Origin of the sequence: Piscinibacter sp., from assembly GCF_047600445.1 — a bacterium.
In the GTDB taxonomy this organism is placed as follows: Bacteria; Pseudomonadota; Gammaproteobacteria; order Burkholderiales; family Burkholderiaceae_C; genus Piscinibacter.
This window is the reverse complement of sequence record NZ_JASGKT010000002.1, coordinates 2660368-2673580: the sequence shown is the minus strand read 5'-3', so window position 1 is coordinate 2673580 and position 13213 is coordinate 2660368. Positions and strand designations below refer to the sequence as shown.

The 13213-nt window shown below is 70.2% G+C and carries 14 protein-coding genes; 9 read left to right on the top strand and 5 right to left on the bottom strand.

Annotation, left to right across the window (positions count from 1 at the left end):
- Positions 1-41 precede the first annotated feature (41 nt).
- The 3 genes from QM792_RS16710 to htpG all read left to right on the top strand — a co-directional run bounded on the left by QM792_RS16710 (position 42) and on the right by htpG (position 3722).
- Positions 42-1259, top strand: coding sequence for a 6-phosphofructokinase (locus QM792_RS16710; protein ID WP_415151230.1), 1218 nt, complete (start codon positions 42-44; stop codon positions 1257-1259).
- A 103-nt stretch (positions 1260-1362) separates the two neighbouring features.
- Positions 1363-1785: a DUF2306 domain-containing protein gene (locus tag QM792_RS16705; RefSeq protein WP_415151229.1), complete on the top strand. Its 423-nt coding sequence runs from the start codon at positions 1363-1365 to the stop codon at positions 1783-1785.
- A 56-nt stretch (positions 1786-1841) separates the two neighbouring features.
- On the top strand, positions 1842-3722 hold the full coding sequence (gene htpG, locus QM792_RS16700) for a molecular chaperone HtpG (RefSeq protein ID WP_415151228.1): 1881 nt from the start codon (positions 1842-1844) through the stop codon (positions 3720-3722).
- Positions 3723-3738: 16 nt separating this feature from the next.
- Here the strand turns inward: htpG and QM792_RS16695 are convergent, their stop codons facing one another.
- The 3 genes from QM792_RS16695 to QM792_RS16685 all read right to left on the bottom strand — a co-directional run bounded on the left by QM792_RS16695 (position 3739) and on the right by QM792_RS16685 (position 6448).
- Positions 3739-4800, bottom strand: coding sequence for a serine/threonine protein kinase (locus QM792_RS16695; protein ID WP_415151227.1), 1062 nt, complete (start codon positions 4798-4800; stop codon positions 3739-3741).
- Positions 4801-4814: 14 nt separating this feature from the next.
- Positions 4815-5594 carry a DUF2726 domain-containing protein gene (locus QM792_RS16690; protein WP_415151226.1) on the bottom strand — a complete coding sequence of 260 codons (780 nt, stop codon included), beginning with the start codon at positions 5592-5594 and terminating at the stop codon, positions 4815-4817.
- A 194-nt stretch (positions 5595-5788) separates the two neighbouring features.
- Positions 5789-6448: a GNAT family N-acetyltransferase gene (locus QM792_RS16685; protein WP_415151651.1), complete on the bottom strand. Its 660-nt coding sequence runs from the start codon at positions 6446-6448 to the stop codon at positions 5789-5791.
- 320 nt (positions 6449-6768) lie between these two features.
- Here QM792_RS16685 and rplM point away from each other — a divergent pair, with 320 nt between their 5' ends.
- From rplM to erpA, 5 genes are all read left to right on the top strand, one after another.
- Positions 6769-7197: a 50S ribosomal protein L13 gene (rplM, locus tag QM792_RS16680; protein ID WP_415151225.1), complete on the top strand. Its 429-nt coding sequence runs from the start codon at positions 6769-6771 to the stop codon at positions 7195-7197.
- A 9-nt stretch (positions 7198-7206) separates the two neighbouring features.
- Complete coding sequence (gene rpsI / locus QM792_RS16675) at positions 7207-7599, top strand: 30S ribosomal protein S9 (RefSeq protein WP_374367685.1); 393 nt, start codon at positions 7207-7209, stop codon at positions 7597-7599.
- 93 nt (positions 7600-7692) lie between these two features.
- The gene (locus tag QM792_RS16670; RefSeq protein ID WP_415151224.1) at positions 7693-8400 is read left to right on the top strand and encodes a DUF6776 family protein; all 708 of its coding nucleotides are present in this window, start codon (positions 7693-7695) and stop codon (positions 8398-8400) included.
- Between the two features lie 24 nt (positions 8401-8424).
- Complete coding sequence (locus QM792_RS16665) at positions 8425-8817, top strand: bactofilin family protein (protein WP_415151223.1); 393 nt, start codon at positions 8425-8427, stop codon at positions 8815-8817.
- A 37-nt stretch (positions 8818-8854) separates the two neighbouring features.
- The gene (gene erpA / locus QM792_RS16660; RefSeq protein WP_415151222.1) at positions 8855-9229 is read left to right on the top strand and encodes an iron-sulfur cluster insertion protein ErpA; all 375 of its coding nucleotides are present in this window, start codon (positions 8855-8857) and stop codon (positions 9227-9229) included.
- A 49-nt stretch (positions 9230-9278) separates the two neighbouring features.
- Here the strand turns inward: erpA and QM792_RS16655 are convergent, their stop codons facing one another.
- A complete protein-coding gene (locus QM792_RS16655) occupies positions 9279-10385 on the bottom strand; it encodes an anhydro-N-acetylmuramic acid kinase (RefSeq protein WP_415151221.1) in 1107 nt (368 codons plus the stop codon).
- A 10-nt stretch (positions 10386-10395) separates the two neighbouring features.
- Entirely contained in the window at positions 10396-11772 is a 1377-nt protein-coding gene (locus QM792_RS16650; RefSeq protein ID WP_415151220.1) for a peptidoglycan DD-metalloendopeptidase family protein, read from the bottom strand.
- A gap of 198 nt (positions 11773-11970) precedes the next feature.
- Between QM792_RS16650 and tyrS the strand changes: the two genes are divergently transcribed.
- Entirely contained in the window at positions 11971-13206 is a 1236-nt protein-coding gene (tyrS, locus tag QM792_RS16645; protein ID WP_415151219.1) for a tyrosine--tRNA ligase, read from the top strand.
- The last annotated feature ends 7 nt before the right edge of the window (positions 13207-13213 follow it).

Sequence of the window (13213 nt, the reverse complement as noted above, 5' to 3'; positions counted from 1 at the left end):
CTCGTGCGGCGTAGGATGACGCCGCACAGGAGGCCAGCGCCATGAAATCCGGAAAGATCCTCGTTGCGCAAGGCGGTGGCCCGACCGCCGTGATCAACCAGTCGCTGGTCGGCGTGGCCCTGGAGGCGCGCCGTTTCGGCGAGGTGCGGCGGGTCTACGGCGCGCGCCACGGCGTGCGCGGCATCGTCGACGAGGACTTCGTCGACCTGACGCAGGAAACCAGCCACAACCTCGAACTGGTGGCCTGCACGCCGGCCTCGGCGCTGGGCTCCACGCGCGACAAGCCCGACCTGAAGTACTGCCGGGAGATCTTCGCGGTGCTGCGCGCCCACGAGATCGAGCACTTCTTCTACATCGGCGGCAACGACTCGGCCGACACCGTGCGCATCGTCAGCGAGGAGGCGGCCAAGGCCGGCTACCCGCTGCGCGCTATCCACATCCCGAAGACGATAGACAACGACCTCGTCGGCTGCGACCACACGCCCGGCTTCCCCTCGGCGGCGCGCTTCGTCGCGCAGGCCTTCGCCGGCGCCAACCTCGACAACGCCGCGCTGCCGGGCGTGTACGTCGCGGTGGTGATGGGCCGGCACGCCGGCTTCCTGACCGCCGCGTCGGCGCTGGGCAAGAAGTTCCCCGACGACGGCCCGCACCTGATCTACCTGCCCGAGCGCACCTTCGTGCTGGAGAGGTTCCTCGCCGACGTGAAGGCCACCTACCAGCGCCACGGCCGCTGCGTCGTCGCGGTGTCCGAAGGCATCCACGACGCCGGCGGCGCGCCGATCGCGGCGCAGCTCGCGAAAGACCTGGAGCGCGACGCGCACGGCAACGTGCAGCTCTCGGGCAGCGGCGCGCTGGCCGACCTGCTGTGCGAGCAGATCAAGCGCCAGTTGAAGATCAAGCGCGTGCGCGGAGACACCTTCGGCTACCTGCAGCGCAGCTTCATCGGCTGCGTCAGCGACGTCGACCAGCGCGAGGCGCGCGAGGTCGGCGAGAAGGCGGTGCAGTACGCGATGTGGGGCCAGCGCGACGGCTCGGTGGCGATCAAGCGCACCGGCTTCTACTCGGTGGACTACGAGCTGGCGCCGCTGGACGCGGTGGCCGGTAAGACGCGCACGATGGACGACGCCTTCATCAGCGCCGACGGCACCGACGTGACCGACGCCTTCCGCCTGTACCTGCGGCCGCTGCTCGGCTCGGGCATGCCGGACGCCTTCCGGCTGCGCATCAACCCGGTGGCCAAGGTGCTCAAGCGCGGCTGACGGCGTTTCGCGCCGCGCCGGCGCGCTTCGTCGCAGCGCGCTCGCCGCGCGGCGGGCCGGCCGGCACGATGACCGCACTCAGTCATCGTCGCAGGAGCCGGTCATGGTCAAGGATCCATCGCTCGCCAGCCTGGCGCCCGCCGTCGTCGTCCACCTCGTCTTCGCCGCCATCGCGCTGGTGCTCGGCCCCGTCGCGCTGTGGGCGCACAAGGGCTCGCGCGGCCACCGCGCCTTCGGCTACGCCTGGGTGACGGCGATGGCCGGCGCGGCGCTGTCGGCCTTCTTCATCCGCAGCACGCTGGGCTGGCAATGGGCCGGCTTCTCGCCCATCCACCTGCTCGCGCTGGCGACGCTGGCGGGCCTGGCCGGGGCCATCCACGCCATCGCCCGGGGCCGGGTCGCGCTGCACCGCAAGGCGATGCAGCGCACCTACTTCGGCGCCTGCGTGGGCGCGGGGCTGTTCGCGCTGCTGCCCGGCCGCTATCTCGGCGACCTGCTGTGGCACCACGCGCTGGGTCTCGTGTGAGCGGCGCCGAAGTTGGCGAAAATCGAGGATTTCCCAATCCCGATGTGTGCCGATCCATGAGCAAACAGACCCTTTCCTTCCAGGCCGAGGTCAAGCAGATCCTGCACCTCGTCACCCACTCGCTGTACTCCAACAAGGAGATCTTCCTGCGCGAGCTGGTCTCCAACGCCTCCGACGCCTGCGACAAGCTGCGCTTCGAGGCGCTCGACGCGCCCGCGCTGTTCGAGGACGCGCCCGATCTCGAGGTGCGCGTCGCCTTCGACGCCGAGGCGAAGACCATCACCATCACCGACAACGGCATCGGCCTGTCGGAGCCCGAGGCGGTGGCCAACCTCGGCACCATCGCCAAGAGCGGCACGCGCGAGTTCATGGCCGCGCTCGAAGGCGAGAAGAAGAAGGACGCGCAGCTCATCGGCCAGTTCGGCGTCGGCTTCTACAGCGGCTTCATCGTCGCCGACCGCATCACCGTCGAGTCGCGCCGCGCCGGGCTGAAGCCGGAAGAAGGCGTGCGCTGGACCAGCGACGGCAGCGGCGACTTCGAGGTCGAGACCCTCACGCGGCCCGAGCGCGGCACCAGCGTGATCCTGCACCTGCGCGAAGGCGAGGAGGAGTTCCTCTCCGGCTGGAAGCTGCGCTCGATCATCGGCCGCTACTCCGACCACATCTCGCTGCCCATCCTGATGCGCAAGGAGGAATGGGACGCCGAGGCCGGCCAGCAGAAGCTCGGCGACGAGTGGGCGCCGGTCAACAAGGCCGCGGCGCTGTGGACGCGCGCCAAGAGCGACATCACGCCCGAGCAGTACGCCGAGTTCTACAAGCAGATCAGCTACGACACGGAGCCGCCGCTGGCCTACACGCACAACCGCGTCGAAGGGCGCAGCGAGTACACGCAGCTGCTCTACATCCCGGCCAAGGCGCCCTTCGACCTGTGGAACCGCGACAAGCGCGGCGGCGTGAAGCTGTACGTCAAGCGCGTCTTCATCATGGACGACGCCGAGGCGCTGATGCCCGTGTACCTGCGCTTCGTCAAGGGCGTGATCGACTCGGCCGACCTGCCGCTGAACGTCAGCCGCGAGCTGCTGCAGGAAAGCCGCGACGTGAAGGCGATCCGCGAAGGCTCGACCAAGCGCGTGCTGGCCATGCTCGAATCGCTGGCCGACAGCGAGGACGCCGCCGAGCGCGAGAAGTACGCGAAGTTCTGGGCCGACTTCGGCCAGGTGCTCAAGGAAGGCGTCGGCGAGGACCACGCCAACCAGGAGCGGCTGGCCAGGCTGCTGCGCTTCGCCTCCACGCACGCCGACAGCGGCGTCTCGCTGAAGGACTACATCGGCCGCATGAAGGAAGGCCAGGAGGCGATCTACGTCGTCACCGCCGAAACACTCGCCGCGGCCAAGGGCAGCCCGCAGCTCGAGATCTTCCGCAAGAAGGGCATCGAGGTGCTGCTGCTGACCGACCGCGTCGACGAGTGGCTGCTCGCGCACCTGTTCGAGTTCGACGGCAAGCCGCTGCAAAGCGTCGCCAAGGGCGCGGTCGACCTCGGCAAGCTGCAGGACGAGGACGAGAAGAAACACGCCGAGCAGGCCGCCGAGGCGTTCAAGCCGGTGCTGGACCGGCTCAAGGAAGCGCTGAAAGACCGTGCCAAGGACGTGCGCGTGACCACGCGCCTGGTCGATTCGCCGGCCTGCCTGGTGGTCGACGAGGGCGACATCAGCGGCCACCTCGCGCGGCTGCTCAAGCAGGCCGGGCAGGAGGCGCCCAAGGCCATGCCCATCCTGGAGGTGAACGCCGAGCACGCGCTGGTCAAGCGGCTCGAGTCGAGCGCGCACTTCGACGAGCTGGCGCAGGTGCTGTTCGACCAGGCGCTGCTCGCCGAGGGCGGCACGCTGGAGGATCCGGGCGCCTACCTGAAGCGCGTCAACGCGCTGCTCGCGCTCTGATCGCGCTGCGCAGCGTTCAGGCGGCCAGCGGGTCCTCCTCCATCGCCTCGAGCTGGTCGCGCAGCCGCGTGGCCTGCTCGGTCCAGTAGGCCGGGCTCTCGAACCACGGGAAGGCGATCGGGAAGGCCGGGTCCTTCCAGCGCCGCGCGATCCAGGCGCTGTGGTGCAGGATGCGCAGCGTTCGCAGCGGCTCGATCAGCGCCAGCTCGCGGCGGTCGAAATCCATGAACTGCTCGTAGCCGTCGAGCACCGCGCCGAGCTGGCGCGTGCGCTCGGCGCGCGGGCCCGACAGCAGCATCCACAGATCCTGCACCGCCGCGCCGGTGAGCGCGTCGTCGAGGTCGACGAAGTGCGGGCCGGCGGCGCTCCACAGGATGTTGCCGAGGTGGCAGTCGCCGTGCAGCCGCAGCGTGCGCAGCGGCGCCGCGCGCGCGAAGGCGGCGTCGACGCGTTCGAGCGCCGCTTCGGCCATCGCGCGCCAGGCCGGCAGCGCATCGGGCGGCACGATGTCGTGCGCGAGCAGCCAGTCGCGCGGCTCGTGGCCGTGGCTGGCCGGGCTCAGCGTGAGCCGGTGCGTGAAGCGGCCGGCGGCGCCGACCGCGTGGATGCGGCCGATGAAGCGGCCGATCCACTCCAGCACCGCCGGGTCTTCGACTTCCGGCGCGCGGCCGGCCTTGCGCTCGGCCACCGCGAAGCGGTAGCTGCCCGCGTCGGTGGCGAAGGACGCGAGCGTCGGACCCAGGCCCGCCAGCCGCGCGGCGTGCAGCGAGCGCGCATCGGCGGCCAGCGGCCAGGGCGCGGCCAGCGGCACCTCGTGTTCGGCGAGTTCGGCGGCGAAGGCGTGCTCCTCGAGGATCTGCGCATCGCTCCAGCGCCCCGGGCGATAGAACTTCGCCACCACGACGCGGCCGTCTTCGAGGAACACCTGGAAAACGCGGTTTTCGTAGGAGTTGAGCTGGATCAGCCGCCCGTCGCCGCGCAGGCCGGCGGCGTCTAGCGCGTCGAGCACGAGCTCGGGCGAGAGGCCGGCGTAGGGCGTGTCTTCGGCGGCGGAAGGATGCGGCGGCATGGCCGGCATCCTACGCGCGTGCCTCAGCGCATCGAGTAGCGCGGCCCGTCGACCACGACGCCGCCGATGTCCTCGTCGCCGTCCAGCGCGCCGGGGCGGCTGCGCGGCTCGATCGGCGAGAGCAGGCCGAACTCGCTGTGGCCGGAGCCTTCGATGCGCGTGTCGGGCGCGAAGAAGGAGTCCTGGAACAGCGAGGAGTCCTGCCACAGCGCGGTGCGTTCGGCGCGCCGGCTCGCCACCGTGCTGGCGAGCGTGTCGCGCGCCTGGTTCAGCGAGGGCGCCGGCGGCCGGGCGGCCTGCGGGCCGCGCGCGTTGGCGCCGGCCTGCGGCACCAGCAACTGCAGTTCGGCCACCGAGGGCAGGTTCTCCACCGGGCAGCGCAGGTAGCGCACGCGGCAGGCGCCCAGCACCGCCTGCTTGATCTGCAGGATGCGGCGCGAGTTGGCGCGGTCGGTGTCGAGGTCGATCGCGGCGAGCACCCGGCCGTTGGCGCTGCACACCGCGAAGGTGACGTGGATCGAGCCCAGCAGTTCGTACCAGTAGCGCGTGCGGCCCGGATCGACGGGCTGGCTGAAGCGCACCAGCGGCAGCTTGGACAGCACGATGTGATGCGGCAGCGCCTCGCGCAGCAGGCGGTAGACGCGGCGCTCGTCGGTGGAGAAGACCGGCCGCGCCGACAGCGCCCACTCGGTCGGCAGCGGTACCTGCTTGGGCGGGCGGCGCAGCCACCACAGCCAGGTCGCGGAGGCCGCGGCAGCCCCTGCGAGGGCAGACAGCGCAACGAGCAGCGTCGGGGTCGGCATGTCCTAGGGCCGGTTAACTGGGAGGGCTCGCGCCGCTCCCCTGGCAGGCCCCAGGGCTAGGCGCGAGTAAGGCCGCGTGCGACGGGGCAGGTCGATCGCGAGCAGCCAATGTACCGGATGTTACGTACGCCGCGCGCACCATCCGCATCCCCAGATCTGGGGCCTCACGCCGAACGTTGCGGCCGCGCCGCGCTTTACTCGCCGGCGATGTGATGACTGCTGGAAATGTGAGCCTTGACTTCGGAAATCGTGTCCAGGATCTGCTGCACGTGGCTGGCGTGGCGCTTGATCTGGTAGTCGAACTCGGCGGCCTGCTCGCCGACCATTTCTTCGACGTGCGAGGCGAAGGTGTCGGGCGGCAGCCGCAGCCAGGCGTCCGACTCGGAGCCTTCGCGCTCCACCGTCGCGCCGGCGTTGCGCGCGATCTTCAGCATCGCGGTGTTTTCACTCAGCGCGTGGATGAACAGCGTCTGCACGCCGCGGTTGCGCGCGTGCAACACCGAATGCTCGAACAGCCGGGCGCCGAAGCCCCGGCCGCGTGCCTTGCGCAGCACCGAGACGCCGAATTCGGCCATCGCGCCGCGTGCCGGGTCGGCCGGCGTGCTCGGGTGGGCCAGGTGCGCCATCGCGATCAGTTCGAGGCGGCGGTTGAAGATGCCGAAGACCTCGTCGCGGTCGAAGTCGAGCGTGTCGACGTAGCGGGCGATCTGCGCATCCGTGGCGGGGTAGCCGAAGCGCAGGTAGCGGTCGTTCTCGTCCAGGCCCAGCAGGTGGGCGACGATGCGTTCGCGATGGCGCGGGCCGAGCGAGCGGATCGGCACCCAGCTCCAGCGTGAATCGGGGGTGGCGGCCATGCCGCTGGTGGCGGGCTTCTCGGCCGGGTTGACGGAGACTTGGTCGATGGGGTTCATCGTGTCCTCACAGTCTAGGGTTAACCCTAGTCTATGCGAACTGGCTAGAGATGGAAGTCCAACCTGCACCGGCGGTGTCCGTCATTCGTGACAAGTGGCCGCTTTGGTGGAGCGCCGGGATCTGCTAGACTCACAGGCTTTTCCGCTTTTCGCCCTGCGGAAAACACGGGTCGGCAGCGGCCCGTGCGGCCGAGCCGAGAGTCCGCCACTCACAGAAGCGGGGCCTCGCGAGGCGAGGGTGTTACCGAAGCAACTCCACGCACATGAAAACCTTCAGCGCCAAGCCGGCCGAGGTGACGCATGAGTGGTTTGTGATTGACGCGACCGACAAGGTCCTCGGACGGGTGGCCAGTGAAGTCGCCCTCCGCCTGCGCGGCAAGCACAAGGCCATCTACACGCCTCACGTCGATACCGGCGACTTCATCGTCGTCGTCAACGCCGACAAGATCCGCGTCACCGGCAACAAGGCCAACGACAAGGTGTACTACCGCCACTCGGGCTTCCCGGGCGGCATCTACGGCACCAAGTTCAAGGACATGCAGGCCAGGCATCCCGGGCGCGCGCTCGAGAAGGCGGTCAAGGGCATGCTGCCCAAGGGCCCGCTCGGCTACGCGATGGTCAAGAAGCTGAAGGTGTATGCCGGTGCCACGCATCCGCACACCGCCCAGCAGCCCAAGCAGCTGGACATCTAAGGAGCGGTGATGATCGGAAATTGGAACTACGGCACCGGCCGCCGCAAGTCGTCGGTGGCGCGCGTCTTCATCAAGAAGGGCAGCGGCCAGATCGTGATCAACGGCCGCCCGGTCGAGCAGTACTTCGGCCGCCAGACCTCCATCATGGTGGTCAAGCAGCCGCTGGTGCTGACGGCCAACGACGCGGCCTTCGACATCAAGGTCAACGTGCACGGCGGCGGCGAGTCCGGCCAGGCCGGCGCGGTGCGCCACGGCATCACCCGCGCGCTGATCGACTACGACGCGGCGCTCAAGCCCGAGCTGAGCCGCGCCGGCTTCGTGACGCGCGACGCGCGCGAAGTCGAGCGCAAGAAGGTCGGCCTGCACGGCGCGCGCCGCCGCAAGCAGTTCAGCAAGCGCTGAGGTCGCGCCCAGGCGCCCATCCTCGAACGAGGCCGCCGTCGCGCGGCCTCTTTCGTTTCCGGCCCTCCGCTTACCAGCCGACACCAAACTGACATGCGTTGGAAACTCCTGCGACGCCGCCTGTCGGTCAGCGCCCCGCGCATGATCGTGCGCAGCCACCTGCCCTGGCCGGTGCGCTGGGCGGTGGGCGCGCTGGTGCTCGGTTTCTCGGCGGCGCTGGCGCTGTGGGCCTTCGAGACCGGCAAGGACCTCGCCGGGCTGGACCGCGCCGCCCGCGCCGAGCTGGGCAAGCTGCGTGTCGAGGTGGCGCAGCTTCGCGAGGAGCGCGAGAAGGCGCTGTCGATCGCCAACACCGCCGACAGCCTGCTCAAGACCGAGCGCACCGCGCAGGAGAAGCTGGCGCAGCAGTTGCGCCAGGCCGAGGCCGAGAACCTCGCGCTGAAGGCCGACCTCGGCTTCTTCGAGACGCTGCTGCCGGCCGCTTCCGGCGAGGCGGCGCTGAGCATCCGCGGCCTGCAGGCCGAGCCGGCCAGCGAACATCAACTGCGCTACCAGATCCTGCTGATGCAGCCCGGCAAGGCGCGGCCCGAGTTCAGCGGCCGTTACGAAATGACGCTGGCTGGCACGCTCGACGGCCAGCCCTGGTCGCAGCCGGGCGGAGCGCAGCCCTTGCAGGTCAAGCAGTACCGCCGCGTCGAGGGCCTGATCGAGCATCCGCCGCAGGCGCAGGTCAAGACGGTGACGGTAAAGGTCACCGATGCGCGAGGCGCGGTTCTTGCCTCGCATTCGGTCCAGATGTGACCGGATTTCAGGAGTGGAATGCCCATGTTCGGAAAACAGAAGCAGCCGCCGATCCGCACGCTGATCGGCGAGGGCACGGTGATCTCGGGTGAACTGCGCTTCGCCGACGGCCTGCGCATCGACGGCGAGGTGGTCGGCGACGTGGTGGCCGACGGCGAGGGTTACAGCATCCTCGTGATCAGCGAGAAAGCCCGCGTCACCGGCAAGGTCACCGCCGGCCACGTGATCGTCAACGGCACGGTGATCGGGCCCGTCCATTCGAGCACGCTGCTCGAACTGCAGCCCAAGGCGCAGATCACCGGCGACGTTCGCTACGAGGTGCTGGAGATGCACCAGGGCGCCACGATCGACGGCGAACTCCGCCCGGTCAAGGCCGACGAAAAACCTTCCCTCAAGCTGGCGGCCGCCAATCTGTGACAATCGCTGCGACGGCGCCGAGCCGAAGGAGCAAGCGATGAGTGCAGTGGCCGACAACATCCAGACCGCGGTGGACGAACCGCCGGCGCCTATCGTCTTCACCGACAGCGCGGCGAGCAAGGTCAAGGAACTGGTCGACGAAGAGGGCAACCCCGACCTGAAGCTGCGCGTGTTCGTGCAGGGCGGCGGCTGCTCCGGCTTCCAGTACGGCTTCACCTTCGACGAGATCGTCAACGACGACGACACGCAGATGACCAAGAACGGCGTCACGCTGCTGATCGACGCGATGAGCCTGCAATACCTGGTCGGCGCCGAGATCGACTACAAGGACGACCTGCAAGGCGCGCAGTTCGTGATCAAGAACCCGAACGCCACCACCACCTGCGGCTGCGGTTCGAGCTTCACGCCCTGAGCGGCGCGTCGCGCCAGCGCACCGAGAAGGCCGCCCACGGGCGGCCTTGTCATTTTGGATAGAGCGCGCCCAGCACACGCGCGCCGCGCGCGCCGGTCACCGAAGGCAGGCTGGCGCTGTCGCCGCGCACGAAGGCGCGCGCCAGCCAGGCGAAGGCGCAGGCCTCGACCTGGTCGGGCGGCAGGCCGCGTTCGGCCGTGGAGGCGACGCGCACGCCGGGCAGCCGCGCCGCCAGCCGCGCCATTAGGTGCGTATTGAAGGCGCCGCCGCCGCACACCAGCAGCTCCCGGGCATCGGGGCGATGCGCGACGAGGTCGCGCGCCGCCGCCCAGGCGCTCAGCTCGACGAGCGTGGCCTGCACGTCGGCCGGAGCGAGTGCGCCGCGCGCAGCGAGGCGCCGCGCCAGCCATTCGGCATGGAACAGGTCGCGGCCGGTGCTCTTGGGCGGTGGCAGCGCGAAGTAGGGCTCGGCCTGCAGTTCGGCGAGCAGCGCCGCGTCGACCCGCCCGCCGGCGGCCCAGCGGCCATCGCGGTCGAAGGCCTCGCCGCGATGGCGCCGCACCCAGTGGTCGAGCAGCGCGTTGGCCGGGCCGCAATCGAAACCGAGCACCGAGCCGTCGGCGCCCAGCAGCGTCAGGTTGGCGATGCCGCCGAGGTTGAGCAGCGCCAGTGCCTCGCCGGCGCGGCCGAACATCGCGCGGTGGAAGGCCGGCACCAGCGGCGCGCCCTGGCCGCCGGCGGCCACGTCGCGGCTGCGCAGGTCGGCCACCACGGCGATGCCGGTGAGCTCGGCCAGCAGCGCCGGGCTGTTCAGTTGCAGCGTGTAGCCGTCCTGCGGGCGGTGCCGCACCGTCTGGCCGTGCGCGCCGATCGCCGTCACCGCGCCGGCATCGACGCCGGCGCCGGCCAGCAGGCGGGCCACCACCTCGGCATAACGGCGCGCCAGCGTGTTGCCGGCCAGCGCGGCGCGGTGCAGTTCGTCGTCGCCGCGCGTGTTCAGCGCCAGCAGTTCGTCGGCGAGCACCGCATCGAAGGGAAGGTGGGCATGCGCCAGCACGCGCAGCGGCGCGCCGTCTTGCCCGGGCCACTGCGCCAGCACGCCATCGACCCCGTCGAGCGAGGTGCCCGACATCAGGCCGATGAAGCGTTCGCTCACCGGCGGTCGTTCACTCGGCGACGGTGGCGCCGACCGTCAGCGCGGCGTCGAGCTGGCCGCGGACCTGGTGGGCGAAGGCGGCGAAGCGCTGGCGCGCCGCCGGGCTCAGCTCGATGGCCTCGGAGGCCTTGGCCATCGCGATCGGATCGACCTGCGCGCCCTGCACCTTGAACTCGAAGTGCAGGTGCGGGCCGGTGGCCCAGCCGGTGGCGCCGACGGCGCCGACCCGCTCGCCCTGGTCTATGCGCTGGCTGGCGCGCACGTCGATGCGGCTGAGGTGCGCGTACAGCGTGGCGCGGCCGTTGCCGTGCTCGATCTCGACGACGTTGCCGTAGCCGTTCTGGCGCCCGGCGAACTTGACCGTGCCCTGCGCCACCGCGCGCACCGGCGTGCCCATCGGCGCGCCGTAGTCGACGCCCTTGTGCGCGCGCCACTGGTTGAGGATGGGGTGCATGCGCATCGAGAAGCCCGAGGTCACGCGCGAGAACTCCATCGGGCTGGCCAGGAAGGCGCGCCGCTTGCTCTTGCCGTCCAACCCGTAGTAGCCGCCGCGGCCGCCCTCGTCCTTGAACCAGACGGCCGCATGGGCCTCGCCCCTGGTGACGAACTCGGCCGCCAGCAGGCGGCCGGCGGCGTGGTTCCAGGTGATCGGTTCGCCGTCGGCGGTGAGCGTCTCGTAGACCACCGAGAAGGTGTCGCCGCGGCGCAGCTCGCGGTGGAAGTCGATGTCCACCGAGAAGGCCTCGGCCATCTGCACCGCCACCGCGTCGGGGATGCCCGATTCGTCGGTCGCGCCGAACAGCGAGCTGCGGACCGTGCCGCTGCCCAGGCGCACCGTGGTGGCCAGCGGCGCGGTCTCGACGCGCGCGCTGAATCCGCCGTCGGCGCCGCGCACGATGCTCAGGCGCTCGAAGTGCGTGGCGGCCAGTTCGCCGGCCGACGGCGCGTAGCGCGCGCTCAACTCCTCGAGCTGGCCGCCGGGCGTGGCCGCGGCGCGCACGATCTTGCCGGCGCGGCCCTCGAACAGCTTGCGCGCCAGCGCGTCGCGGCGCAGGAAGGCGGCGGCCTCGGCGTCGGACAGCCCCAGGCGCGCGAGCAGCGACTCGGCGCCGTCGCCGGCTCGGGTCAGTTCGCTGCGGTGCAGTTGCAGCGGGTGGCCGGCGAGTGCTTCGAGCTGTGACGGCAGGTCGTCGTGGGCGACGATTTCCGTCACCACCCGACGCGGCAGGTCGGCCGCATCGGGCGCGCTCTGCGCGATGCCGTAGGCCGCCGCGCCGAAGCAGGCCAGCGAGATGGCGACGGCCGAAGCCAGTGTGCGCGGATGCGCGTGCACGAAGCGGGCGCCACGCGCCAGGCTCGCCTCGGTGGCGCGTTCCAGTTGTCCCAACGATTTCAATTCGATCCGTGCCGAACGCGAACGCTCGATCTCATCCAGGTTGTCAACGAGGCGTCCACTAGAATCCGTGGCGCCTGCCGGTGCTCAGCCGGCCGTCCGGGGCGTGAAGAAATTCACGGCGCAGTATACCCAGCGCTGCCCGGGCCGGCCTTCGTAAAACCACATACCGTTCTCGGTCGCCTTGCCCTCATGTCTCAGCCTTCCGCGCCACCCGTTCACCCGGTGACCGACCGCGTCGAGCACGCGATGCAGGTGTCCCTGCGCGGCTGCGACGAACTGTTACCCGCAGCCGATTGGCTGGCCAAGCTGGCCCGTTCCGAAGCAACCGGTGTGCCATTGCGCATCAAGCTCGGCCTAGACCCGACCGCGCCCGACATCCACGTCGGCCACACGGTGGTGCTGAACAAGATGCGCCAGTTGCAGGACCTCGGCCACCAGGTGATCTTCCTGATCGGCGACTTCACCTCGATGATCGGCGACCCCTCCGGCCGCAACACCACGCGCCCGCCGCTGACGCGCGAGCAGATCGAGGCCAACGCGCAGACCTACTACCGCCAGGCCAGCCTGGTGCTCGACCCGCAGAAGACCGAGATCCGCTACAACTCCGAGTGGAGCGACCCGCTCGGCGCGCGCGGCATGATCCAGCTCGCGGCGCGCTACACCGTGGCGCGCATGATGGAGCGCAACGACTTCGCCGAGCGCTTCAAGGCCGGCACGCCGATCAGCGTGCACGAGTTCCTCTACCCGCTGATGCAGGGCTACGACTCGGTGGCGCTCAAGAGCGATCTCGAACTCGGCGGCACCGACCAGAAGTTCAACCTGCTGGTCGGCCGCGCGCTGCAGGGTGAGTACGGCCAGGAGCCGCAGTGCATCCTGACCATGCCGCTGCTCGAAGGGCTGGACGGCGTCGAGAAGATGTCCAAGAGCAAGGGCAACTACATCGGCATCACCGAGCCGGCGAACACCATGTTCGCCAAGATCCTGTCGATCAGCGACGTGCTGATGTGGCGCTACTACACGCTGCTGAGCTTCCGCAGCGAGGCCGAGATCGCGAAGCTCAGGGCCGAGGTCGAGGCCGGCCGCAACCCGAAGGAAGCCAAGGTGATGCTCGCCAGGGAGATCACCACGCGCTTCCACAGCGCGGCCGCCGCCGACGCGGCGCAGGCCGACTTCGAGAACCGCGCGCGCGGCGGCATTCCCGACGACATTCCCGAACTGGCGCTCGGCGGCGCGCCGCTGGGCATCGGCGCGCTGCTCAAGCAGGCCGGGCTGGCGCCGTCGAGCAGCGAGGCGCTGCGCCTGGTCGAAGGCGGCGGCGTGCGCATCGACGGCGTGGTGGTCAGCGACAAGGGCCTGAAGCTCGAGCGCGGCAGCTTCGTCGTGCAGGTCGGCAAGCGCAGGTTCGCGCGCGTCACGCTCTCTTGAGCGCGCC

Bases quoted from the DNA above. Each gene is read 5' to 3' on its own strand.
- QM792_RS16710 (WP_415151230.1), top strand. From the start codon at position 42: ATGAAATCCGGAAAGATCCTCGTTGCGCAAGGCGGTGGCCCGACCGCC.
- QM792_RS16685 (WP_415151651.1), bottom strand. From the start codon at position 6,448: ATGGCCGCCACCCCCGATTCACGCTGGAGCTGGGTGCCGATCCGCTCG.
- rpsI (WP_374367685.1), top strand. From the start codon at position 7,207: ATGATCGGAAATTGGAACTACGGCACCGGCCGCCGCAAGTCGTCGGTG.
- QM792_RS16705 (WP_415151229.1), top strand. From the start codon at position 1,363: ATGGTCAAGGATCCATCGCTCGCCAGCCTGGCGCCCGCCGTCGTCGTC.
- erpA (WP_415151222.1), top strand. From the start codon at position 8,855: ATGAGTGCAGTGGCCGACAACATCCAGACCGCGGTGGACGAACCGCCG.
- QM792_RS16670 (WP_415151224.1), top strand. From the start codon at position 7,693: ATGCGTTGGAAACTCCTGCGACGCCGCCTGTCGGTCAGCGCCCCGCGC.
- htpG (WP_415151228.1), top strand. From the start codon at position 1,842: ATGAGCAAACAGACCCTTTCCTTCCAGGCCGAGGTCAAGCAGATCCTG.
- QM792_RS16665 (WP_415151223.1), top strand. From the start codon at position 8,425: ATGTTCGGAAAACAGAAGCAGCCGCCGATCCGCACGCTGATCGGCGAG.
- rplM (WP_415151225.1), top strand. From the start codon at position 6,769: ATGAAAACCTTCAGCGCCAAGCCGGCCGAGGTGACGCATGAGTGGTTT.
- tyrS (WP_415151219.1), top strand. From the start codon at position 11,971: ATGTCTCAGCCTTCCGCGCCACCCGTTCACCCGGTGACCGACCGCGTC.
- QM792_RS16695 (WP_415151227.1), bottom strand. From the start codon at position 4,800: ATGCCGGCCATGCCGCCGCATCCTTCCGCCGCCGAAGACACGCCCTAC.
- QM792_RS16690 (WP_415151226.1), bottom strand. From the start codon at position 5,594: ATGCCGACCCCGACGCTGCTCGTTGCGCTGTCTGCCCTCGCAGGGGCT.